The sequence below is a fragment of the Sphingopyxis terrae subsp. terrae NBRC 15098 genome (assembly GCF_001598815.1).
In the GTDB taxonomy this organism is placed as follows: domain Bacteria; phylum Pseudomonadota; class Alphaproteobacteria; order Sphingomonadales; family Sphingomonadaceae; genus Sphingopyxis; species Sphingopyxis terrae.
In genome coordinates, this window is the sequence record NZ_BCZQ01000021.1 from 25,641 (window position 1) to 47,193 (window position 21,553).

The following is a 21,553-nucleotide window of genomic DNA, read 5'->3' on the forward strand; positions in this document are numbered from 1 at the left end:
ATGATCGTCGCGGGAGAGGATAAAAGGCGGCGGCATCGTGGCAGCGGTTGGTGGGGCGACAAGACCTTTGCCGACCTGTTCGTGGCCAATGCGGCCGCGCATCCGGACAGGCTCGCACTGGTCGATGCCCCCAATCGCGCCGACTTCGCTTTCGGCGATCCGCATCGGTTGACCTATGCCGAGCTAACGGCGGAGATCGATCGGCTCGCGGGCGCGCTCGTCGCGGCGGGGATCAGCAAGGATGATGTGCTGCTCGTCCAGCTTCCGAACATCAGCGAGTTCGTCGCGCTCTATTTTGCGGCGGCGAAGATCGGCGCGATCGTCAGCCCGGCGGCGGTGCAATATCGCAGCCATGAGCTGAAAGGCATGATCGGCGTGGTCGAACCCAAAGCCTTCGTCTGCGCGACGCAAATGAAGGGTTGCGATCATGTCGGCGTAGCGGCGCCGCTGCTTGACGGTATCCGGCTGATGACCTTCGGCCCCACCCCGCCCGTCGGCGCGATCGACCTGTCGACCGCCAGCGGCGACGCCGAAGCTCTCGCAGCCCATGTCGCCGCCAACCCGGTCGATGCCGACGACATCTTCACCATCTGCTGGACCTCGGGAACCACCGGCGTGCCCAAGGGCGTGCCGCGCAGCCATAACCACTGGATCGCGGTCGCAGGGGCAGGATACGAGGCGATGAAGGTCGGGCCGGGTGATGTCCTGCTCAACCCCTTCCCGCTCATCAATATGGCAAGCATCGGCGGCATCACCATGTGCTGGCTGACCAGCGCGGGCACGATGGTGCTGCATCATCCCTTCGATCCCGGCGTCTATTTGCAGCAGATCGCGACCGAGCGGCCGAGCCTGACGATCGCCCCGCCCGCGGTGCTCAACATGCTGCTGCAGAATGAGGCTTTGCTGGCGAGCGTCGATCTCTCCAGCCTGCGTGTCATCGCTTCGGGCTCGGCACCGCTCGCGCCTGCAATGGTGCGCGGTTTTCAGGAAAAGCTCGGCATCGTCATCGTCAACGTCTTCGGGTCGAACGAGGGGATGAGCTTCATCACCGGCGAGGGCGACATGCCCGATCCCGACAAGCGCGCGAGCCTGTTCCCGCGCCGCGGCACCTATCGGCGCCCCTATGGCGAGGGCCGCGCGCCGAATATCGAAAGCCGCCTCGTCCCGCCCGGCGGCGGCGATCCGATCGAGGCGGACGGCATCTCGGGCGAACTTCAAATCCGCGGACCGACCTTGTTCGAGGGCTATCACAACGCGCCCGAGCGCACCGCCGAAGCCTTCACAGCCGACGGCTGGTTCCGCACCGGCGACCTGTTCGAAATTGCCGAAGGCGGCGATTTCTATCGCTTCGTCGGGCGCTGCAAGGATCTGATCATCCGCGGCGGCGTGAACATCTCGCCCGAGGAGATCGACCAGCTCTTGGGCGGCCATCCCTTGCTCGCCGAGGCTTGCTCCTTTTCGCTGCCCTGCGCGAAGATGGGCGAGCGGATCGGCCTCGCCTATGTCCCGCGCGGCGGCGTGGATGTGGGGCTGCCCGACGTAACCGACTATCTCCGCGAAAAGGACCTCGCGGTGTTCAAACTGCCCGAACGGCTGTTCCGCTTCGCCGCCTTGCCGCGCAACGTCACGAACAAGGTGATGCGCAGCGAAGTGCGCGAAATGGCGCTCGCCACTCTCGAAAAGGAAGCCTGACATGGCAAAGGACGTCTTCATCCTCGGCGGCGCGCAAACCGACTTCGCGCGCAATCTCGAACGCGAGGGCGGCGGGTTGTTCGAGCTGTTCCGCGACGTTGCCGAAGCCGCGTTCGCCGCGACCGGTATCGAACCCCGCGAGGTCGAAACCGCGCACGTCGGCAATTTCGTCGGCGAACTGTTCGCGGGCCAAGGCCAGCTCGGCGGCTTCTTCGGCCATGTCCACCCCGACCTTGCGGGCATCCCGGCGTCGCGGCACGAGGCCGCCTGCGCCTCGGGCAGCATCGCGATCCTCGCCGCCGCGGCCGAGATCGAAGCCGAACGCTACGGCCTTGCGCTCGTGCTCGGGATCGAACTGATGCGCAACGTCCCCGGCCAGCGCGCCGCCGAATATCTCGGCGCCGCAGCCTGGGCCGGGCGCGAGGCGCAGGAGGCGCGCTACCTATGGCCGTATATGTTCGCGCGCGTCGCGGAGGAATATGACGAGCGTTTCGGGCTCGATCGCGCGCATCTGCGTGCCATTTCGGCCAATAATTTCGCCAATGCCAAGAAGAACCCCAACTCGCAGACGCGGGGCTGGGCGGTGACCGACGATCATCTCGGCGAGAATGACGAGGTCAATCCGCTGATCGAAGGAAGCCTGCGCAAGTCCGACTGCGGACAGGTGACCGACGGCGCTGCCGCCATCTTCCTCGCCTCGCGCGCGGTTGCTGAGGCTTATGCAAAGCGCCGCGGCATCCCGCTCGACAGCATCCCGCGCATCAAGGGCTGGGGCCACGCCACCGCCCCCCTGCTCTATTCGACCAAGGTCGCCGACAGTCGCGGCGGCGACTATGTCTTCCCCAGCGTGCGCAAGGCGATGATGGACGCGCTGCGCCGCGCCGAGATGCCCGACATCTATGCGTGCGACGGGGTCGAGGTGCATGATTGCTTCTCGATCACCGAATATATGGCGATCGATCATTTCGGCATCACCAAGCCAGGCGAAAGCTGGCGCGCGGTCGAGGACGGGACAATTGCGCTCGGCGGCAAGCTGCCGGTCAATCCGTCGGGCGGGCTAATCGGGCTCGGCCATCCGGTCGGCGCGACGGGCGTACGGATGCTGCTCGACGGCTGGCGGCAGGTGACGGGCAATGCCGGCGACTATCAGGTCGAAGGCGCGCGCAATTTCGCGACCTTCAACGTCGGCGGCAGCGCCACGACCGCAGTCAGCTTCGTCGTCGGCACCTGATTTGACCGACGTCTATATCCACGACGCGGTGCGGACACCGCGCGGCAAGGCGCGGCCGGACGGCGGCCTTGCAAAGCTCAGCCCGCAGGAACTGGTTCGCCAGCAGATTGTAGCGCTGCGCGCGCGCGGCGGCGATGCGGCGGCCGCGCCCGACGCGCTGCTGCTCGGCTGCGTAACGCAGAGCGACACGCAGGGTGGCCACATCGCGCTGGTCGCCAAACTCCATGCCGGTCTGCCGCACGAAACCGCCGCGCACAGCATCAACAATTATTGCGCATCGGGACTTTCGGCGATCGGCCATGCGATTGCGAGGGTGGCGAGCGGCGAGATGAATTCGGTGCTCGCCGGCGGCGTCGAATCGATGAGCAGCGCGCCCTTTCTGGGCGACCGGGCGAGCTTCTACACCGCCGCGGACTTGCCGCCGCACGCCCGCTTCGTTCCGCCGGTTCTCGGCGCCGATCGGCTCGCGCATGCCGAAGGCATCGCGCGTGCCGACCTCGACGCGGTCGCCCTCCTGTCACAGCAGCGCGCGGTGGCGGCGGAGGACAGACCGGCGCTGCAACGCTCGCGCATCGACACCGGCGCGCTGTCGCGCGAGGAATGCCTGCGCCCGCAAACCAGCGCGGAGACCCTCGCCGACACACCGCCGGCCTTTGGCGACCTGCAGGATCAATATGCCGCGGCGCTCGGCGGCGTGCGCTTTGCGCCGCTGCACAGCATCGCCCACGCTCCGCCAATCTGCGACGGCGCCGGCCTCGCGCTTCTCGGAACCGACGGGCTCGGCGACGCCCCGCGCGCGCGCGTCGTCGCCTTTGCCGAATGCGGCGGCGATCCGGCCGCGTCGCTGACCGCCGGCTTCGCCGCGATGGACAAGGTATTGGCACGCGCCGGACTGACGATCGACGCCATGGATCGCATCGAATTCATGGAAGCCTTCGCGGTCACCATCGCCAAATTCCTGCGCGATTATGATGTCGATCCGATGCGGGTGAATGTCGGCGGAGGCCATCTGGCAAAGGGACATCCGATGGGCGCCAGCGGCGCGATCCTGACATCGGCGCTGCTCGACGCGCTCGATGCGTGCGACGGGCGTTTGGGGCTCGTGGTCGTAACGGGCGCGATGGGGGTTGGCGCCGCCCTGATCGTGGAACGAATCGATCGCTCCTGAAGCAGCGGTGATGCGACGGCGAGCGCATAGGGACGCACGAATTACCTGTCTTGACAATATATGTAGGTACCTACATTGATGGCCGATGATCGATGATCCTTCGGCCGCATTGACGGCTTCCATCCATGCCACGGCGAGCCGCCGATCCTTTCTTGCCGGAGCGCTTTCGGCCGTTGCGCTCGCGCCGCCAGCGCTCGCGCGCTCGCCCGCCGCCGAAAACCTCGACCGCTTCCTTGCGGACCAGAGGCGCAGCGGCGGGATGGCAGGCCTTGCCGTCGGCCTTGCGCGATCGGGCAAAGTGCTGCTGTCGCGAACCTGCGGCCATGCCGACATTGCCATGCGGCGGCCCGTCACCGTCGATTCGATGTTTCACCTCGCGTCGGTGACGAAAACGATTACCGCCACCGGGATCATGATGCTGGCGGAGGAGGGACGGCTGGATATCGACGCGCCGATCAACCGCTACCTCGACTTCGCGGTCGTTTCTCCGGCAGCGCCCGAGCAAAATATTACCGCGCGCCACCTTCTCATGCATATGTCGGGCATCTCGGATGCCACCTATTATGCGGTGGATTTCCGGACGCACGGCGACGATTCGCCGCTCGCACTCGGCGATTTCCTGGGCAGTTATCTGGTTCCCGGCGGAACGCACTATTCTGCGACCGGGAGCTTTTCCGGCGCGCCACCGGGACGGGCCTATGACTATTCCAACGTCGGCTATGGCCTGCTCGGCTATATCGGCACGCGCGTCGCCGGCGTCGATTTCAGGACCTATCTGCAGCGCCGGCTGTTCAGCCCGCTCGGCATGGATCATCTGCCGTGGACCCTCGCCGATGTTCCGGCCGGGCTTCGCGTCACGCCCTATGAAATCGACGCGCAGCGCCTTGTCCCTGTTGCGCCCGTCGGATTTCCCGATTGGCCTGCGGGCATGCTCCGCGCTTCGATCTCCGGCCTCATGCCCTTCGTCGCGGCGTCGGCAAATCACGGCCGCACCGGGTCTTGCCGGATGCTCACCGAAACCTCGATGGACGAGATGCTCCACATGCAAAAGCCGCCAGGTCTGCCGGCCTGGCTGACCGGTCAAGGGCTCGGCTGGATGGAATCCGAGGGCGAAGGCGCGCCGCGCATCAATCATTGGGGCGGCGATCCCGGCGTTTTCACGGCGGTCTATGTCGATCCCGCGACGACGACCGGGATCGCAATCCTCACCAACGGCTCGGCGACCGCATCCAGCAAGGCTGCGATCAAGGCCATCGCGCGCAAACTGTTCACGCTCGGGAACGCGCTCTCATGAGCGAACAACCCGATTACAGCCGACTCGCCGGCGGCGCGGCACTGGGCGCCAGGCTGCGCCGGCTGTCCGAACGGATCGATCGCGAGAGCGCTCAACTATATGCCGCATTCGGCATCGAATTCGAGCAGCGATGGTTCGGGATTCTCAATCAGATCATGCGCAACGGGCCGATGACCGTAGGCGACATCGCGTCGGCGCTGCGTCTAACCCATGTCTCGATAAGCCAGGCGCGGCGTTCGCTGGAGGCCAAGGGCTTCGTCCACAGTCTCACCGACGGCAAGGATGCGCGAAGACGTCCGATAGCGCTGACGCCGAAAGGCGAGGCGCTGACCAGAGAACTCGCCGGACTCTGGCAGGCGCTCAGCGACAGCGCCGCCGAACTCAATGCCGAAGCCGGCGATCTGATACCGCTCCTCGACCGTCTGGACGATGCGCTGGCGGAGCGCTCGCTTCTCGACCGCGCTTTGGCACATGCGGCGCGGCCTTGACCACGACGCCACGAAAGCTCCCGCCAATTGCAATATGTCGCTGGAACGGCGCACACTTGGAGAGCCGCCGTGGTCCGGCCTGGCAGGGGCAGCAGGATTCGAACCCGCGACCCTCGGTTTTGGAGACCGATGCTCTACCAGCTGAGCTATACCCCTAGGCCGGAGTGCGCCCTTAGCCGTAACGAGGGGCCGCGCGCAAGGGGATTGCGCGCGGTGCCCCAACATTGTTGCCGCCCTTACCGCGGCGCAGGAACCCTAGGGTCAGGACCCATTGATTCCGCGATCGAGGTTTGAAGCGATTTTGCTCAGGGCGAGGAGAAAAGGCGAAGGAATATGAATATATTTCGAAACTTTTCGACGACGCCGTGGGCAAAATCGGTCAAATCCCGCAGGGACGCCGAAATGGCTTCGATCTCGGGCCCGCGCGGCCTTGCGGGTAGCGATGCTACCCGCTGCACCCGCCCAGCCCCGATATCTTCGCCATTTCGACGCCTCGAACGTGGAATCAATGGGTCCTGACCCTAGCTTGCAAAGCATCGGCAGGCTGATATGCGAAACGGCGCATGAGCACCGCCCCGTCCCCCGAGGTTCCGCAGCATTATCTGGGCGGCATCGCGCTGCGGCTGCTCGCCATGCTCAGCCTCTCCCTGATGTTCGTGCTCGTAAAGCGGATCGACGCCGCGGGCATCCATATCGTCGAGAGCCTGTTCTGGCGGCAGGCGATCGTGCTGCCGATGCTCGTCGGCTGGGCGCTGACGCGGGGCGGCCTTGCCATCTATCGCACCCACCGGATCGGCACCCATGCGCGGCGAGCGATGATGGGGCTGACCGGCATGGCTCTCAACTTCGGCGGGATGATCTTTTTGCCCATGGCCGAGGCGACGACGATAAACCTGTCGGTGCCGATCTTCGCGGTGATCTTTGCCGCGCTGTTCCTCGGCGAGCCGACGGGGTGGCAGCGGTGGAGCGCCGTGCTGGTCGGTTTCCTCGGCGTCCTGCTCGTCCTCAATCCGACGACGCTGATTGCGCAGGGCTTCACCGGCCATCACGGGCTCGGCACGCTGATCGCACTCGGCGGGGCGGTGATGACCGCGCTGATCACCATCCAGGTCCGCGACCTCGCGCGGACCGAAAGTCCGATGACGATCGTCTTCTGGTTCAGCCTGATCTCAATGCTGCCGCTCGGTCTGGCGCTGCCTTTCGTGATGACCGCGCACGGCGCCGGCGAATGGGCGTTGCTGATCGGGCTCGGCCTGCTCGGCGCGGTGGTGCAATTGTCGCTGACCGGCGCGCTGCGCCTCGCGCCCGTCGCCGTGGTGACGCCGATGGATTATTCGAGCCTGCTGTGGTCGATTGCCTGCGGCTGGTTCTTCTTCGGCACTCTGCCCGCCGAGACGACCTGGGTCGGCGCGCCGCTGATCGTCGCGAGCGGGCTGTTCATCGCCTGGCGCGAGCATCGCCTGCATATCGAACGGATGAAGGATATCACCGCATGACCCCGCCGATCCTCTACCATTGCCCCGATGCCCGCTCGCTGCGCTGCCTGTGGGCGGTCGAAGAGGTCGGCGCAGACGTCGACCTGCGCGTCCTGCCCTTTCCGCCGCGCGCCTTTGCGCCCGAGTATCGCGCGGTCAATCCGCTGATGACGGTCCCGGGCTGGGTCGAAGGCGGACGGTTGATGACCGAATCGGCGGCCATATGCGAACGCATCGTCGAGGGCAGCGCGCTCGAGGTGCGCCGCGACGAAGCCGATTATTGGGACTATCGCAACTGGCTGCACCGCAGCGATGCCACGCTGACCTTCCCGCTCGCGATCATGATCCGCTACACGCGGGTCGAACCCGCCGAGCGCCGGCTCGCGCAGGCGGTCGACGATTACAAGGCCTTCTTCGGCGGTCGCGCCAAGAGCATCGAGGCGGCGCTCGCCGACGGGCGCGAATGGCTGGTCGCCGGGCGATTCACCGCCGCCGACATCGCCATCGGCTATGCCGCATTCCTTGCGACGACGCTGGGCGCGGCCGACGTGCTGGGCGAAGCGACGGCCGACTGGCTGCATCGCTGCACTGCCCGCCCCGCCTTCCTTCGCGCCCGCGAACGCCAGCGCACCGACGCGCCGCAGCTATAGCCCCAGCATCAGCTTGGCCATGATATTGCGCTGAATCTCGTTCGACCCGCCATAGATCGACGCGGCGCGACCGTTGAAATAGCGGGCCGAGGCGGTGAGATCATCCTCGGGCCCGACGAAGGGCAGATTGCTGCCCGCTGCGCGCGCCGCGAACTGGTGCGGCGCCGCGTAGGGACCGGCGATGTCGACCGCTAGTTCCTGAATCCGCTGCTGCGCTTCGGTGCCCTGCACCTTCAGCATCGATGACGCCGGGCCGGGGCTACGCCCGCGCGCGATTGCCGCCATCATCCGCTGCTCGGCGGCATGGATCGCGTGTACATCGGTATAGAGCCGTGCGAAACGCCGCCGGATCGCCGGATCGTCGAGCAAGGTGCCGCCCTCGCCGAAAGCGCGCGCCGCCGCGCCGGCCAGCAGGCGATCGAGCGCCGCGGTCAGCCCCGCAGCGTAAGCCGCCGAGCGTTCGAACTCGAGCAGATATTTGGCGACGCCCCACCCCTGATCCTCTTCGCCGAGCCGGCCCGATTGCGGCACGCGGACATTGTCGAAAAAGACCTGGTTGAAATCATGGTCGCCCGACAGCGTCAGGATCGGCCGCACCTCGATCCCCGGCAGCGCCATGTCGAGCAACAGGAAGGTGATGCCCTGTTGCGGGCGGCCGTCGCGGCTGGAGCGCACCAGGCAGAACATGCGGTTCGCGAAATGGGCGTGGGTCGTCCAGATTTTCGACCCGTTCAGCACATAATCATCGCCGTCGCGCTCGGCGCGGAGCGACAGGCTGGCGAGATCCGATCCCGCCTGCGGTTCGGAATAGCCCTGGCACCAGAAATCCTCGCCCGACAGGATACGCGGCAGATAATGCGCCTTCTGCTCGGGGGTGCCGAAGCGCATGATGCACGGCGCCACCATGCGCAATCCCATCGGCGACAGGCTGGGCGCGCCGGCGGCGGCGAGTTCGGAATCGAAGATATGCCGCTGCGTTTCGTCCCAGCCGGTCCCGCCATATTCGCGCGGCCAGTGCGGCGCCGCCCAGCCATGGCGATGCAGGATCGCCTGCCACGCCATTGCATGCGGCTTGTCGACGAACACGCTCGTCGCGCGCGCCGCGGCGTCGCGCAGATCGTCGGTCAGATTGGCCGCGATCCAGCCGCGAACCTCCTGCCGGAAGGCCTCCAACCCCTGCCTCTGCATCGGATCGGCCGTCAATTCACCATCCGCTCATAGCCTTCCCAATAGGGGGCGCGGAGATCCTTGCGAAGAATCTTGCCGCTGGCGTTGCGCGGCAGCGCCTCGATCACGTCGACGCTGCGCGGACATTTGAATGGCGCTATGCGCTCGCGCGCCCAGGCAATGATGTCGGCCTCTTCCACCGTCGTCCCGGGCTTGGGCACGACGACCGCCTTGACCGTTTCACCCCATTTGGGATCGGGGATGCCGATCACGGCGACTTCCTGCACCGCCGGGTGGCCGTAGATCGCGCTTTCAACCTCGGCCGGATAGACATTCTCGCCGCCGGTGATGATCATGTCCTTCACCCGGTCGTGGATGTAGAGATAACCGTCCTCGTCCATATAGCCGGCGTCGCCGGTGTGGATCCAGCCGTCGCCCGTCATCGTGCGCGCGGTCGCCTCGGGCAGGTTCCAGTAGCCGAGCATATTGTTCGAAGAGCGCGTGACGACTTCGCCCACCGCCCCCACGGGCATGTCCTGCCCGTCGTCGCCGATGATCCTGATCTCCACGCCGGGCAGCGGTTTGCCGGCCGACCGCATGCGCTTGTTGCCTTCGGGATCATGATCCTCGGGCGGCAACATGCAGATCGTGCCGGTCGTTTCGGTCATCCCATAAGCCTGGATGAATTCCGCCCCGAACATCTTGATGCACTGGCGCAGCAGTTCGAGCGGGATCGGCGCCGCGCCATAGAGGATATATTTGAGCCGGCTGTAATCGACGGTGCCGCAGCGCGGGTGGAGCAGCAGCATCTGAAGCGCCGCGGGAACGATGAAGAAGCGCGTCACGCCATGCTGTTCGACCGCATCGAAAACCCCGTCGGGATTGAATTCGGCGAGGATGATACCGGGCAGTCCTGCCGCCAGTGCCATGATCCCCAGCCCTGTTCCGCCGATATGTGCGCACGGCATCGCGACGAGGACCGCCTCGTCATCGTCCCATTTCGTATAGGCAAGGTCGGCGTCGGCCGAGTTTTTCCGCAACGCGAACAAATTGCGGTTCGACAGCACGGCACCTTTGGGATTGCCGGTGGTCCCCGAGGTATAAAGTTGCAGCACGGCATCGTCGGGACCGGACGGGGTGAAGGGCGCGCGCGGCGTCGCCTCGATCAGCGCGCGTGCCTCGGTATCGCCGACGATGCGCGGCGCATGGTCGAGCTTGCCCGCCAACTGATCGGGCACCGCGTCGAAGCCGGGGCCGGTGAAGACGATCTTCGCCCGGGTATCGTTGATGATATAGGCCCATTCGACGGGCGACAGCCGCCAGCCGATCGGCGCCATCACGATCCCGGCGCGGGCGGCTCCAAAGAAGAGCGTGAAATAGAGGTCGCTGTTCTTGCCGATCCACGCGATGCGATCGCCCTTTTCAAGCCCCGCGGCGCGCAGCGCGCTCGCCACGCGCGCCGTCCGCTCCTCAAGCTCGGCATAGGTGAACAATCGGTCCTCTTCGCGCATCGCAATGCGCGACGGCCGGTCGGCGGCCCAGTGGGTGATGAATTCGTCGAAACTGACAAGATCCGAAACGTCGGCAGCCATCGATCCTCTCTCCTCGAATCGCGTTGCTATTTGCAATCGAGAAGGACGCTAAAGCTTCGGCAGCCAAGGTAAAGCGCCGAACGCCCAACCTGACAGCAGTGACAGCTTGGGTATGCCGCCGAACTCAGCCGCCCTTGCGGAAGAGCAACATCAGATTGTTCGCCGGCATCGCGCGCCGCTCGGCAAAGCGAAACCCGTGCGGCGCGGCCGCATCGACGACCGCCTCTACTTCGCGCAGCCCCCACGCGGGATTGCGGCTGCGCAGGCTGGCGTCGAAAGCAAGATTACTGTCAGCGGTCGCAACAGCGGCTTCGATATAGGGGCCGTAAAGGATCAGATGGGCGCCCGGACCCAGCAATCGTGCCGCCCCCGCGAACAGGCCCAGCGTCGCCGCCCACGGGCTGATATGCACCATGTTGATGCACAAGAGGGCATCGGCATGACCCAGCGGCCAGTCCGGCGCCGATGCGTCGAGATGCAGCGGCGCGGCGATGTTCGACAGCCCTGCCTCGGCGCTCCAGGCCGCAATCGAGGCGAGCGCGGCGGGGTCGGGGTCGCTCGGCTGCCAACCAAGCTTCGGGAAGGCGGCGGCGAAATGGACGGCATGCTCGCCCGAACCGCTTGCCACCTCAAGCACCGTGCCCGACGCGGGGAGCCAGTCGACAAGCACCGCGGCGATCGCGTCGCGATTGCGCAAGGTTGCGGGGGCATGGCGCTTGTCGCCCTCGCCGCCGTCCGACGGCGTCCAGGGGCGCGGTATCACGCCGCCTTGGCCTGCGCCCGCGCGCGACGTTCGCGCACGATCAGCCACGCCAGCAGCCCGACCGGCCCGACCATCAGCGTCAGGAACAGGAAAGGGAACTGGACGATCCGGCTGAAACCCTTGGCATCGGCATCGCGGGCAATCCACATGCCCGTGAACAGGTCGAAGGCCAGATAATGCGTCCATCCGAGCGTCGCGCCGCCGGGACTGTCGAACAATTTCATAACCCCCGCCAGCGTCGTGAAATTGCCGCCGCCGGTTCCGCCGGCATCGATCGTGCCGGAGAGGAAGCCGCCGAGCATCACGGCATAGGCGAGGCACAGCAGGAAGACCCCGGCATAGAGGATCAGCGCCAGCACTTTCGGCCCGCGCGGCGCGAAGGCGAGGAGCAGCCAGCCACCGATTGCCCAATAATTGGTCAGCAGGAAAACGCTATCCCAGCTCATCGCTTCTCCCCTTCAGATCAGTCCGCCGACGCCGAGAAAGAGGATTCCGCCGAACAATGCAACCAGCCCCGCCGACAAAATCAGCAGCGTCATTCGCGCCGCGGCCCGCCGCCGCATCACGACGAAGGCGGTAAGCAGCGCGAAACCCAGCGCGATGAGCGGCGCATAGCCAAACACCCAGTGGTGCGCGAGCGCGCGGCGGGGCCGGACGATTTCCCACTGTTCGGCGACAAGACCGTAGCCGGTTACCGCGGCCAGCCAGATCGCGGCGAAGACGATGAGCGACAAGGCGGCGGCGAGACCGCAGCCGCCCCGGCGCGGCGCGGCCCCGCTTTCATCCTTGCCCGCTGCGCCCATCAATCCTCCCAGCGAAGCACCGGCTTGCGCGCCGCCAGCGTCTCGTCGAGCCGCGCGCGCGGCGCGAAATGCGGCGCCGACTTGAGCGCAGGATCGCCGTTCTTTGCGCGAAGCGCGATGCTGCGCAGCGCGCCGACGAACTGGTCGAGCACCGCCTTCGATTCGGTCTCGGTGGGTTCGACGAGCATCGCGCCGTGGACGACAAGCGGGAAATAGACCGTCATCGGATGATAGCCTTCGTCGATCAGCCCTTTTGCGATGTCGAGCGTCGAGAAGCCCTCGGCGAGCCCGCGATCGCTGAACAGCGCCTCGTGCATGCACGGCCCCGATGCGGCGAAGGGGGCATCGAGCACGTCCTCCAGACTGCGCAGGATATAATTGGCGTTGAGCACCGCATCCTCGGCCACCTGCTTCAGCCCGTCGGCCCCGTGGCTGAGAATATAGGTCAGCGCGCGGGTGAACATGCCCATCTGGCCGTGGAAGGCGGTCATGCGGCCGAAGGTGTCGGGGTGCTCGGCGCCCGCGTTTTCTTCCTCGATCAGCTTGAACGACCCGTCGGCGTAGCGCGCCGAATAGGGGATCGGGCCATAGGGCGCGAGCGCCTTCGACAGCACGACCGGCCCCGAGCCGGGACCACCGCCGCCGTGCGGGGTCGAAAAGGTCTTGTGCAGGTTGATGTGCATCGCGTCGATGCCAAGGTCGCCGGGGCGAACCTTGCCGACGATCGCGTTGAAGTTGGCGCCGTCGCAATAGACATAGCCGCCCACCGCGTGCACCGCGTCCGAAATCGCTTTCATGTCGCGTTCGAACAGGCCGCAGGTGTTGGGGTTGGTGATCATCACGCCCGCCACATCGGGGCCGAGCCGCGCCTTGAGCGCCGCGAGATCGACGCGCCCCTCCGCGGTCCCCGGAATATCCTCGACCGTGAAGCCGGCAAAGGCAGCTGTTGCGGGATTGGTCCCATGCGCGCTTTCGGGGACGAGCAGCACCCGCCGGTCCTCACCGCGCGCTTCGAGCGCCGCCTTGATGCACAGGATCCCGCAAAGCTCGCCGTGCGCGCCCGCCTTGGGCGACATGGCGACGCCGTACATGCCGGTGAGTTCGATCAGCCACACCGCGAGTTCGTTAATGACCGCAAGCGCGCCCTGCACCGTTTCCTGCGGCTGGAGCGGGTGAACATCGGCGAAGCCGGGCATCCGCGCGACCTTTTCGTTGAGGCGCGGATTATGCTTCATCGTGCAGCTGCCAAGCGGGAAAAGGCCGAGGTCGATCGCATAATTCTGGCGCGACAGGCGCGTATAGTGGCGCACCGTTTCGGACTCGCTGAGCCCCGGCAGGCCGATGGGATCGCGGCGCATCAGCGCGCCGAGATCCGCAGCGGGCGCTGCCTCGTCGAAATCGACGCCGGTGGTCGCGGTCGAGCCGATCTCGAAGATCAACGGCTCCTCGAGCATCAGTGCGCGGTTGCCGGTAAAGGTCGCGGTATCGGCGGCACCACCGGCGCCGTGCATTTCGGGGCGCCAGCCGGCGGGGTTGAGCGCGGTCATGCCAGCACCTCCTTCAGCGCCGCGGCAAAGGCGGCGATATCCTCTTCGGTCGCGGTTTCGGTGACGGCGACGACCAGGCCGTTCGCCAGCGCGTCATTGTCGGGATAAAGGCGCCCAAGCGACACGCCGCCGAGCACGCCCTTTTCGGCGAGCTTGTGAACCGTCGCGCGCGCGTCGACGGGCAGCCGCAGCGTGAATTCGTTGAAGAAGCCGCTGTTGACGACCGACACACCGGGCACTTGCGTCAGTTCGGCCGCTGCCACCTTGGCGCGCCCGTGGTTGATGCCGGCAAGCTGCCGCAACCCCGCTTCTCCGAGCAAGGTCATGTGGATGCTGAAGGCCAGCGCGCAAAGCCCTGCATTGGTGCAGATATTGCTCGTCGCCTTCTCGCGCCGGATATGCTGCTCACGCGTCGACAGCGTCAGGACGAAGCCGCGCTTGCCATTGGCATCGACCGTCTCGCCGCACAGCCGCCCCGGCATCTGGCGGACATATTTGGTCTTGCACGCGAACAGGCCCACATAAGGGCCGCCGAACTGGAGCCCGACGCCAATCGCCTGGCCCTCGCCCACCACGATATCGGCGCCCATCTCGCCCGGCGACTTGATGAGGCCCAGGGCGACGGGTTCGGTCACGACCGCGATCAGCAGCGCGCCGGCGGCCTGACATGCCGCGGCGAGCGCGCTCATGTCGTCGATGCGGCCCAATATGTCGGGATATTGAACGACGACGCAGCTTGTATCCGTGTCGACCGCGGCGGCGAGCACAGCCCAGTCGGTACCAGCCTCCAGCGTCGGGTCGCCGTCGACAAGCTGATCGCCGGTATATTTCGCCATCGTCCGCGCGACGCTGCGATAATGAGGGTGGAGGCCGGTCGAGAGCAGCGCCTTGCCGCGCTTTGTGATGCGCCGCGCCATCACGATCGCTTCCCAGCAAGCGGTCGAGCCGTCGTACATCGACGCATTGGCGACGTCGGTGCCAAACAGACGCGCGACCTGCGTCTGGAACTCGAACAGCATCTGCAGCGTGCCCTGCGCGATTTCGGGCTGATAGGGCGTGTAGGCGGTCAGAAACTCGCCGCGCTGGATCAGATGGTCAACACTCGCCGGCACATGGTGGCGATAGGCGCCCGCACCAAGGAAGAAGGGGCCGTCGCCGGCGGCGCGATTCTGCCGCGCGAGCGCGGCCATATGGCGCTCGACCGCCAGCTCGCTGGCATGGCCGGGCAAGCCGGTGATCGGGCCGTCGAGCCGCGCTTCGGCGGGCACGTCGACGAACAGATCGTCGATCGAGGCAGCGCCCACCGCCGCGAGCATCGCGCTGCGGTCATCGGGCGTGAGGGGGAGATAACGCATGAACTACTCCGTCGAAGAAGCTGATTTTATAGCAAGAAGTTGGGCCAGATCGGGAAGCGACCCGGTAAAGATCGCCGGCCCGCTATGTGTGGTCTTCACCCAGGGGGCGAGCCAGATGCGAAGCCCCGCATCGCGCACGCGGCGGCAAAAGGCATAATCGTCCGACAACTGCGCCCGGGTGTCGGGTTCGATCATCGGCAGGAAATAGGCATAGGCCTCCTCGCCGATCCCGTGCGCGGCGCGCTCGGCGGGATCGGTGCGAAAGACCAGTTCGGGATGACGCGCGCGCAGGCTGTCGAACACGTCGCGGCGGATCATCATCATCCCGCTGCCGACGCGCGTCAGTTCGACCAGATCGGTGAGCGCGAAGGATTGATCGGGATGCAGGAAATGCAGCGCAAACTCCCCTGCAAAGTGCCCGAGCGCCGCCGGATCGGCGTCACCCAGCCCTGCCTTGGCGGCCAGCGCCGCATTGCGCCAGTTGAGCATCCGCCGCGGACAAGCAGCCCCCAGAATCGCGCAATCGTCGCGGCCGACCATCGCGCGCAGCATTGCGAACACATCCTCGGCGCCGAAGTCGATGTCGGCATCGACGAACAGCAGGTGGGTGCAGTCGCTTTCCGTGAAGATCGCGGCGAGCATGTCGCGCGCGCGCGTCACCGAAGGCTGGTAGAGGATGAACTCGAACCGCACCGTCAGGCCAATCGCCTGCGCCCGCAACGCAAGGTCGAGCAGCGCGCGGACATAGCTACCCTGCGCCCCGTCATAGATGGGCGTCGCCACCATCAGGCGGCAATTGGCAAGCGCAGGGTCCGTCATGGTCTTGCGGCCTTTCCCTCTCCCGCGACCGGAAGGGGTTTGCGATCACAGATCGGCGATGAAATCCTTGTACGCCTGCGCATTCATCAGCCCGTCGAGCTGGCTCTTGTCGCTGAGCGTCATGCGAAAGAACCAGCCTTCGCCTTCGGGGTCCGAATTGACGAGCGCGGGGTCCTCCTCGAGCTGGCCGTTGCCTTCGGTGACGGTGCCATCGACGGGCGCATAGACATCGCTCGCCGCCTTCACCGATTCGACCACCGCGGCGTCGCCGCCCTTCGACAGTTCGGCGCCCGTATCGGGAACCTCGACGAAGACGATGTCGCCGAGCTGGCCCTGCGCGAAGTCGGTGATGCCGACCGTCGCGACATCGCCATCGACATCGATCCATTCATGCTCTTCGGTATAAAAACGCGGCATCGATCAGCCTCCCTGTTTGCGCACGTAACGATGTGGAACGAAGGGCATCGGCGTCACCGTCACGGCGACGCGCTTGCCGCGGACTTCGGCGGCGAGCGCCGTGCCGGGCTCGGACAGGCCGGTGGGCACATAGCCCATCGCGATCGGGGCGCCGACGCTCGGCGCGAAACCGCCCGAGGTGACGACGCCGACTTCGCTGTTCCCGTCGAAAATCTTGGCGCCCTCGCGCACCGGCATCTTGCCATCGACGGTCAGGCCGACGCGCTTGCGCGGACTGCCGTCGGCAAGATGGCCGAGGATGCGCGCGGCGCCCGGAAAGCCGCCTTCCTCGCGGCGGCGCTTGCTGATCGCAAAGGCCAGATCGCCCTCGACGGGGTCTATGCCCTCGTCAAGGTCGTGGCCGTAGAGCGGCAATCCCGCTTCGAGCCGCAGCGAATCGCGCGCGCCGAGGCCGATCGGTTTTACCGCCCCCTGCGCGCACAGCGCATCGGCGAGGGCCGAGACGTCGCTCGCCGGCACCGAAATTTCGAACCCGTCTTCTCCGGTATAGCCCGAACGGCTGATCCCCAGCCGCACGTCGCCCCACAGATAAGGGCCGGCCTGCATGAAGACGAGGCGATCGACGGGAAGAATGTCGGGAAATTCGGGAACCACGCCGAGCGCCGTCAGCGCGGCCGCGGCCTTTGGCCCCTGCAGCGCGAGCAGCGCCTGTTCGTCGAGCAGGTTCATCTCGATCTCGTCGGGCAGATGTTCGCGCAGATGCGCGATGTCGTCCCACTTCACCGCGCCGTTGACGACCATGTAGAGGCCATGCCCCGTATTGGTGATCATCAGATCGTCGAGGATGCCGCCATCGTCGGCGAGCAGCAGCGAATAGCGCATCCGCCCCGGCTTCAACGCCGAAATATCGCCCGGAACCAGCGCTTCGAGCGCTTCGGCGGCGCCTTCACCTCTGAACACGAGCTGTCCCATGTGGCTGACGTCGAACAGGCCCGCATTGTCGCGCGTCCACAGATGTTCGGCCATGATGCCATCATACTGGATCGGCATGTGATAGCCGGCGAATTCGACCATCCGCGCGCCCCTTGCACGGTGCCAGGCGTCGAGCGGCAGCGATTCGATCGCGACCGTTTCGCCCATTTCTTCGGTTTCGCTCATATCGGCCTCCCGTCGTTGACATGACGCGGCGCGGCCCGATGCCGTTCCTTCGCCATGCCCCCTCTGTCACGGGAACCTGAGAGTTTTCGTCCATGCGCCCACAATGACGGGCCGGCATGGAGTTACCCCTTCGGTGGTCCGGGCGACGCCCGAACGCTTTCCAGAGTGTCCGTTCCAGCCGCGCGGTCCGTTGACCTGAGAGTTTCCGGGGCGGTTGCTCCTTCGGTGGCGACGGCCGGTTTCCCTGCCCCCGCGCTCTCCCGCGTGGCCGGTCGAATCTCTATGACGAGGCTCGACAGACGCCCGAGCCTTGGCGCTCGCCTTCGGCAGAGTCAATCGGCGAGCTGTTGCATCGCATCATTTTCGTGGACGAACTGCCCTGGCGCCGCGAGCGACGCCGCCGCCACGATCGCGCGCGCCACCGTTTCGGCCGGAATCGAGCGATAGCGGCGCAGCGATCCGTGCAACAGCGCGTCGGTGAGCGGCGCGGCAAGCATCGCCAGCCCCTCGCCAATCCGCGTCGGCCCCCGCCGGTCACCGGTGAGCAGGCCGGGGCGCATCAGGTCGAGCCGCAGGAAATTCAGCGCGCGCAGCGCCTCCTCCACCTCACCCTTCGTCCGCAGATAGAAATTGGCGCTATGCGCCGCCGCGCCGACGCTGCTGACCGCGATCATGTGCGCGGTCCCCGCCGCCTTCGCCGCGCGGGCGCAGGCGAGCAGCAGGTCATGATCGACCGCGCGAAACGCCTCCTGCGAGCCCGCCTGGCGGATCGTGGTGCCGAGGCAGGAGATCAATATCCTGGGGCGCTCCGCCGCGATGATCTCGGCCCATTTGCCCGGATCGGCGGTCACGGCGCGGTGGCTGGCCCCCGCCTCGACCGGACGGCGCGCCAGCAAGGTCAGTGGCAGGGCATGGCCGCAGCGGGCAACCGCCTGTCCGACAAGCCCCGTCGCTCCGATCAGAAGCGCGCGGGGCGCGGCATCAGACATGCGCCAGCGCCTCGGGCACCGCGGCACGCCCATTTATCTCTGCAAAGCGATCGATCGCGAATCGGTCGGTCATCCCGGCAATATAGTCGCCGATGTGGCGCACCGTTGCCCCGTCCGTATCGGGCAGCCGCGATGCCCATTCCTCGCCCATCAGCGCAGGATCATCCCTGTAGGCCGCAAACAGCCCCGATACGACGGTGCGCGCCGCGTCGGCGGCGGCGATCTGCGACGGATGGTGATAGAGGTTCGCATACATGAAGCGTTTGAGATCGCGTTCCTGCCGCGCCAGCGTTTCCGAAAAGCCGCCGAGCGTGCGGCCCGCCGCGCGCACTTCCGCCACGCTCTCCACCCCCGCATCGGCAACATTGGCCTTGGTCGCGGCGATCACGTCGTTGACCATCACGCCGATCTGGTCGCGCACCAGCTCGCGCAGCAACCGGTCGCGCGGCGCGCCCGGAAAGCGGGCTTCGACGAGGCGGAAATTGTCGGCGACGAAGGGCTGCGCCATCAACTGGTCGATCGTAAGCAGTCCCGCGCGCAGGCCGTCGTCGATATCGTGATTGTCGTACGCGATGTCGTCGGCGACCGCCGCCACCTGCGCCTCCAGGCTGGCGTGGCTCGTCAGGTCGAGCGGAAATTCGGCGTCGATTTCCGCCAACGCCCAGCCGGGGTGCCGCACCGGACCATTGTGCTTCGCCAGCCCCTCCAGCGTTTCCCACGTCAGATTGATGCCATCGAAGCGCGGATAGGGGCATTCGAGCCGCGCGAGCGTGCGCAGCGTGTGCCCATTATGGTCGAATCCGCCATGCGCCATCATTGCGGCTTTCAGCGCGTCCTCGCCGGCGTGGCCGAAGGGCGGATGACCTATGTCATGGGCAAGGCATAATGCCTCGGTCAAATCTTCGTTCAGCCCCAGCGCCCGGGCGATGCCGCGGCCGATCTGCGCGACTTCGATGCTGTGCGTCAGCCGGACGCGATAGTGGTCGCCGTCGGGCGCCACGAAGACCTGCGTCTTGTGGCGCAGCCGGCGAAAGGCGATCGAATGGATGATGCGGTCGCGGTCGCGCTGAAAGGCGTCGCGCGGCCCGCGCACAACGCGTCCCGGTTCGTCATGACGGCGTCCGCGCGTCGCCCTGGGGTCGCTGGCACAGGCCGACAGCGTCATTTGAAGAGATCGACCTCCTGCCCCGCATCGCTCGTGAAGACGAAGCCGTCGCCGCCCGCCTTCTTATATTGCGCGAGCCAGTCCGCAGCCGCCTTCTTGTCCTTGAACGGCCCGACGAGCAGGCGGCGCGTACGGCCCCATTCGGTCGAACCGCCATCCTTACCCTTGAACAGCGCGGCATTCTTTTTGGCGAAGCGGTTGAAATCGAAGGCGAGCGCCTTCTGGTTCGACCCCGCCGCGACTTGCACCCAGATGCGCGAGGGATTGGCCTTTTTCTTCGCGGCCTCTTCCTTCGCCTTGGCGTCGGCCTCTGCCTTGGCCTTGGCCGCGGCTTCTTCCTTTTCGCGCTTTGCCGCTTCGGCGGCGTCTGCCTTGCGCTTGTCCTCGACCAGCTTGGCAAGCGTATCGGCGCCGACCGCTCCGCTGGTGCGCTCAAGCTCCTCGGGCGGAATCTCGATCGAGCTGACGATCTGCGCCAACGAGGCGAGCGGAGCCGCAGCACTGGGCGCTGGCGTGGTCGTCGCCGACGGCGGCGCAGCGGCAGCGGCCGGCGGCTGGCCGACATCGCTCAGCGAGAAGCCCGGACCGACCGGACCGGCACCGCTGTTTACCGCGACGCCCACCGGTTGGGCCGCCGCTGGCGCCGGTGTCGGCGCGGGAGGCTTCGCTGCCGGGACGGACGGCGTATCGGCACGGCGCACCGGCACGGCGGCTGGCGGCTGCGCCAAGGTCGGCGCAGGCGCTGGCGTGGGCGCAGGTGTCGGCTTCGAGGTCGGCGTCGGAGCCGGTCGCGTCGCCGGTGGCGGCGTGGCAGTGGCCACCTGCACCGGTTTGCCTTTGTCGCCGCGCCGTTTGCTCGGCGTCGAAGTCGGGGAAGGCGCTGGTGTCGGGGCCGGAGCGGCCGCAGCCACCTGCACGGGCTTGCGCACCGGGCCAAGTTCGCCGGCCGGGAAGCGCCCGAAATGCGCGGCGGCGGCCTGCTGCGCCGGATTGAGCCGGTCCATCTGGGTCAGATAGGGCAAAATGCTCTGCGCCAGCAGCGCCGGCATCGTCGCCTTGACGATCTCGGCCGCCTCGTCGTTGCGGCCGTTGATCGCGAGGATCATCGCGCGCGACCGCCATGCGGCACGGTCCTGGGTACGAAGCTGCGGCGTGAGGAGCTGAATCGCGCGGTCGGCTTGCCCCGTGATGCCGAGCGAGATCGCATAGCGGCGGATCACTTCGTCGCTCGGCGCGATCGAGAGGGCGAGTTGATAATCGCGCTGCGCCGCATCCTGCTGGCCCAGCAAATCGCGCGCAAGCCCGCGGTCGGCAAGGAACAGTCGCTCGGGGGCGCCGAGAAGCTGCGCCTCGCCGAAATAGTCTAGCGCCCGCGACGGCTTTTCGAGATGGAGCATCGCCGACCCGAGCGCCGCCTTGACCGCGCCGTCGCGCGGACTCGCCTGCTCGGCACGGGTCAAAAACCCGAGCGCGGCGCGATAATCCTCCAGCTCGATCGAGGCGCGTCCGGCATCAAGCAGCGCGGCGCTGTCGGTGGCGTTCGAGGCGAGCCGAGCGATCGCCGACGACAGCATCGTCCGCGCGGCGGTGCGCTTTTCCATCGCCGCCTTGGTGGCCGCATCGGGCGGTGTCACCTGAAATGCATGCGCCGCCGCGAACGGTGCGGCAGAGAGGAACAGCAGGCCGAGCGCGCCGACATGAAGTCGAACGCGCCGCGGCCCCGCCGTCAATTTGGATCGCCGCATGGGCAAATCATCCCGTGTTCGGGCCGCCTGCCCAT

General features: G+C 66.6%; 20 protein-coding genes, 1 tRNA gene and 2 riboswitches. Of the genes, 7 read left to right on the top strand and 14 right to left on the bottom strand.

Translation table 11 applies throughout. The features are described 5' to 3' along the window. The 5 genes from STE01S_RS13840 (at position 1) to STE01S_RS13860 (ending at position 5,873) form a co-directional block, all read left to right on the top strand. On the top strand, positions 1-1,692 hold the full coding sequence (locus STE01S_RS13840; protein WP_062768633.1) for a class I adenylate-forming enzyme family protein: 1,692 nt from the start codon (positions 1-3) through the stop codon (positions 1,690-1,692). Between the two features lies 1 nt (position 1,693). After that, on the top strand, positions 1,694-2,923 hold the full coding sequence (locus STE01S_RS13845; protein ID WP_062768636.1) for an acetyl-CoA acetyltransferase: 1,230 nt from the start codon (positions 1,694-1,696) through the stop codon (positions 2,921-2,923). 1 nt (position 2,924) lies between these two features. Further along, positions 2,925-4,091 carry an acetyl-CoA C-acyltransferase gene (locus STE01S_RS13850; RefSeq protein ID WP_062768639.1) on the top strand — a complete coding sequence of 389 codons (1,167 nt, stop codon included), beginning with the start codon at positions 2,925-2,927 and terminating at the stop codon, positions 4,089-4,091. 85 nt (positions 4,092-4,176) lie between these two features. Further along, on the top strand, positions 4,177-5,385 hold the full coding sequence (locus tag STE01S_RS13855) for a serine hydrolase domain-containing protein (RefSeq protein ID WP_062768641.1): 1,209 nt from the start codon (positions 4,177-4,179) through the stop codon (positions 5,383-5,385). Further along, positions 5,382-5,873 (top strand): MarR family winged helix-turn-helix transcriptional regulator, encoded by a 492-nt coding sequence (locus tag STE01S_RS13860; RefSeq protein ID WP_062768644.1) that lies wholly within the window; start codon positions 5,382-5,384, stop codon positions 5,871-5,873. Before STE01S_RS13855 ends, STE01S_RS13860 begins: the two co-directional genes overlap by 4 nt. Positions 5,874-5,953: 80 nt before the next feature. Here STE01S_RS13860 and STE01S_RS13865 read toward each other — a convergent pair. Continuing rightward, a tRNA-Trp gene (locus STE01S_RS13865) sits at positions 5,954-6,029 on the bottom strand. Positions 6,030-6,436: 407 nt separating this feature from the next. Between STE01S_RS13865 and STE01S_RS13870 the strand changes: the two genes are divergently transcribed. Together STE01S_RS13870 and STE01S_RS13875 are read left to right on the top strand one after the other, a co-directional pair. Continuing rightward, positions 6,437-7,369 carry a DMT family transporter gene (locus STE01S_RS13870; protein WP_062768646.1) on the top strand — a complete coding sequence of 311 codons (933 nt, stop codon included), beginning with the start codon at positions 6,437-6,439 and terminating at the stop codon, positions 7,367-7,369. Next, the gene (locus tag STE01S_RS13875; protein WP_062768649.1) at positions 7,366-7,998 is read left to right on the top strand and encodes a glutathione S-transferase family protein; all 633 of its coding nucleotides are present in this window, start codon (positions 7,366-7,368) and stop codon (positions 7,996-7,998) included. The genes STE01S_RS13870 and STE01S_RS13875 overlap by 4 nt, the downstream gene beginning before the upstream one ends. Here the strand turns inward: STE01S_RS13875 and STE01S_RS13880 are convergent. The 13 genes from STE01S_RS13880 to STE01S_RS20945 form a co-directional block, all read right to left on the bottom strand. Beyond that, the gene (locus STE01S_RS13880) at positions 7,993-9,201 is read right to left on the bottom strand and encodes an acyl-CoA dehydrogenase family protein (protein WP_082813344.1); all 1,209 of its coding nucleotides are present in this window, start codon (positions 9,199-9,201) and stop codon (positions 7,993-7,995) included. The two genes, STE01S_RS13875 and STE01S_RS13880, sit on opposite strands and share 6 nt — an antisense overlap. After that, complete coding sequence (locus tag STE01S_RS13885; RefSeq protein WP_062768652.1) at positions 9,198-10,757, bottom strand: fatty acid--CoA ligase; 1,560 nt, start codon at positions 10,755-10,757, stop codon at positions 9,198-9,200. Before STE01S_RS13885 ends, STE01S_RS13880 begins: the two co-directional genes overlap by 4 nt. Before the next feature lie 124 nt (positions 10,758-10,881). Next, on the bottom strand, positions 10,882-11,520 hold the full coding sequence (locus STE01S_RS13890) for a DUF938 domain-containing protein (RefSeq protein WP_062768654.1): 639 nt from the start codon (positions 11,518-11,520) through the stop codon (positions 10,882-10,884). After that, positions 11,517-11,966, bottom strand: coding sequence for an ABA4-like family protein (locus tag STE01S_RS13895; protein ID WP_062768657.1), 450 nt, complete (start codon positions 11,964-11,966; stop codon positions 11,517-11,519). The genes STE01S_RS13890 and STE01S_RS13895 overlap by 4 nt, the downstream gene beginning before the upstream one ends. A gap of 12 nt (positions 11,967-11,978) precedes the next feature. Further along, positions 11,979-12,323, bottom strand: coding sequence for a hypothetical protein (locus STE01S_RS13900; RefSeq protein ID WP_062768660.1), 345 nt, complete (start codon positions 12,321-12,323; stop codon positions 11,979-11,981). Beyond that, positions 12,323-13,870 carry an aminomethyl-transferring glycine dehydrogenase subunit GcvPB gene (gcvPB, locus tag STE01S_RS13905; RefSeq protein WP_062768662.1) on the bottom strand — a complete coding sequence of 516 codons (1,548 nt, stop codon included), beginning with the start codon at positions 13,868-13,870 and terminating at the stop codon, positions 12,323-12,325. Before gcvPB ends, STE01S_RS13900 begins: the two co-directional genes overlap by 1 nt. Then, entirely contained in the window at positions 13,867-15,225 is a 1,359-nt protein-coding gene (gcvPA, locus tag STE01S_RS13910) for an aminomethyl-transferring glycine dehydrogenase subunit GcvPA (RefSeq protein WP_062768665.1), read from the bottom strand. Before gcvPA ends, gcvPB begins: the two co-directional genes overlap by 4 nt. A gap of 3 nt (positions 15,226-15,228) precedes the next feature. Next, positions 15,229-16,044, bottom strand: coding sequence for a glycosyltransferase family protein (locus tag STE01S_RS13915; protein WP_062768667.1), 816 nt, complete (start codon positions 16,042-16,044; stop codon positions 15,229-15,231). A gap of 45 nt (positions 16,045-16,089) precedes the next feature. Continuing rightward, complete coding sequence (gcvH, locus tag STE01S_RS13920; RefSeq protein WP_003039997.1) at positions 16,090-16,461, bottom strand: glycine cleavage system protein GcvH; 372 nt, start codon at positions 16,459-16,461, stop codon at positions 16,090-16,092. Between the two features lie 3 nt (positions 16,462-16,464). Beyond that, positions 16,465-17,619, bottom strand: coding sequence for a glycine cleavage system aminomethyltransferase GcvT (gene gcvT / locus STE01S_RS13925; RefSeq protein WP_062768669.1), 1,155 nt, complete (start codon positions 17,617-17,619; stop codon positions 16,465-16,467). A 53-nt stretch (positions 17,620-17,672) separates the two neighbouring features. Then, positions 17,673-17,792: riboswitch (glycine riboswitch) on the bottom strand. Then, positions 17,793-17,892, bottom strand: a riboswitch (glycine riboswitch). A gap of 59 nt (positions 17,893-17,951) precedes the next feature. Beyond that, a complete protein-coding gene (locus tag STE01S_RS13930) occupies positions 17,952-18,608 on the bottom strand; it encodes an NAD(P)H-binding protein (protein WP_062768781.1) in 657 nt (218 codons plus the stop codon). Continuing rightward, on the bottom strand, positions 18,601-19,773 hold the full coding sequence (locus STE01S_RS13935) for a deoxyguanosinetriphosphate triphosphohydrolase (RefSeq protein ID WP_062768672.1): 1,173 nt from the start codon (positions 19,771-19,773) through the stop codon (positions 18,601-18,603). The genes STE01S_RS13930 and STE01S_RS13935 overlap by 8 nt, the downstream gene beginning before the upstream one ends. Continuing rightward, positions 19,770-21,518, bottom strand: a complete 1,749-nt coding sequence (locus STE01S_RS20945; RefSeq protein ID WP_062768675.1) for an SPOR domain-containing protein — start codon at positions 21,516-21,518, stop codon at positions 19,770-19,772. The genes STE01S_RS13935 and STE01S_RS20945 overlap by 4 nt, the downstream gene beginning before the upstream one ends. Between the last annotated feature and the right edge of the window lie 35 nt (positions 21,519-21,553).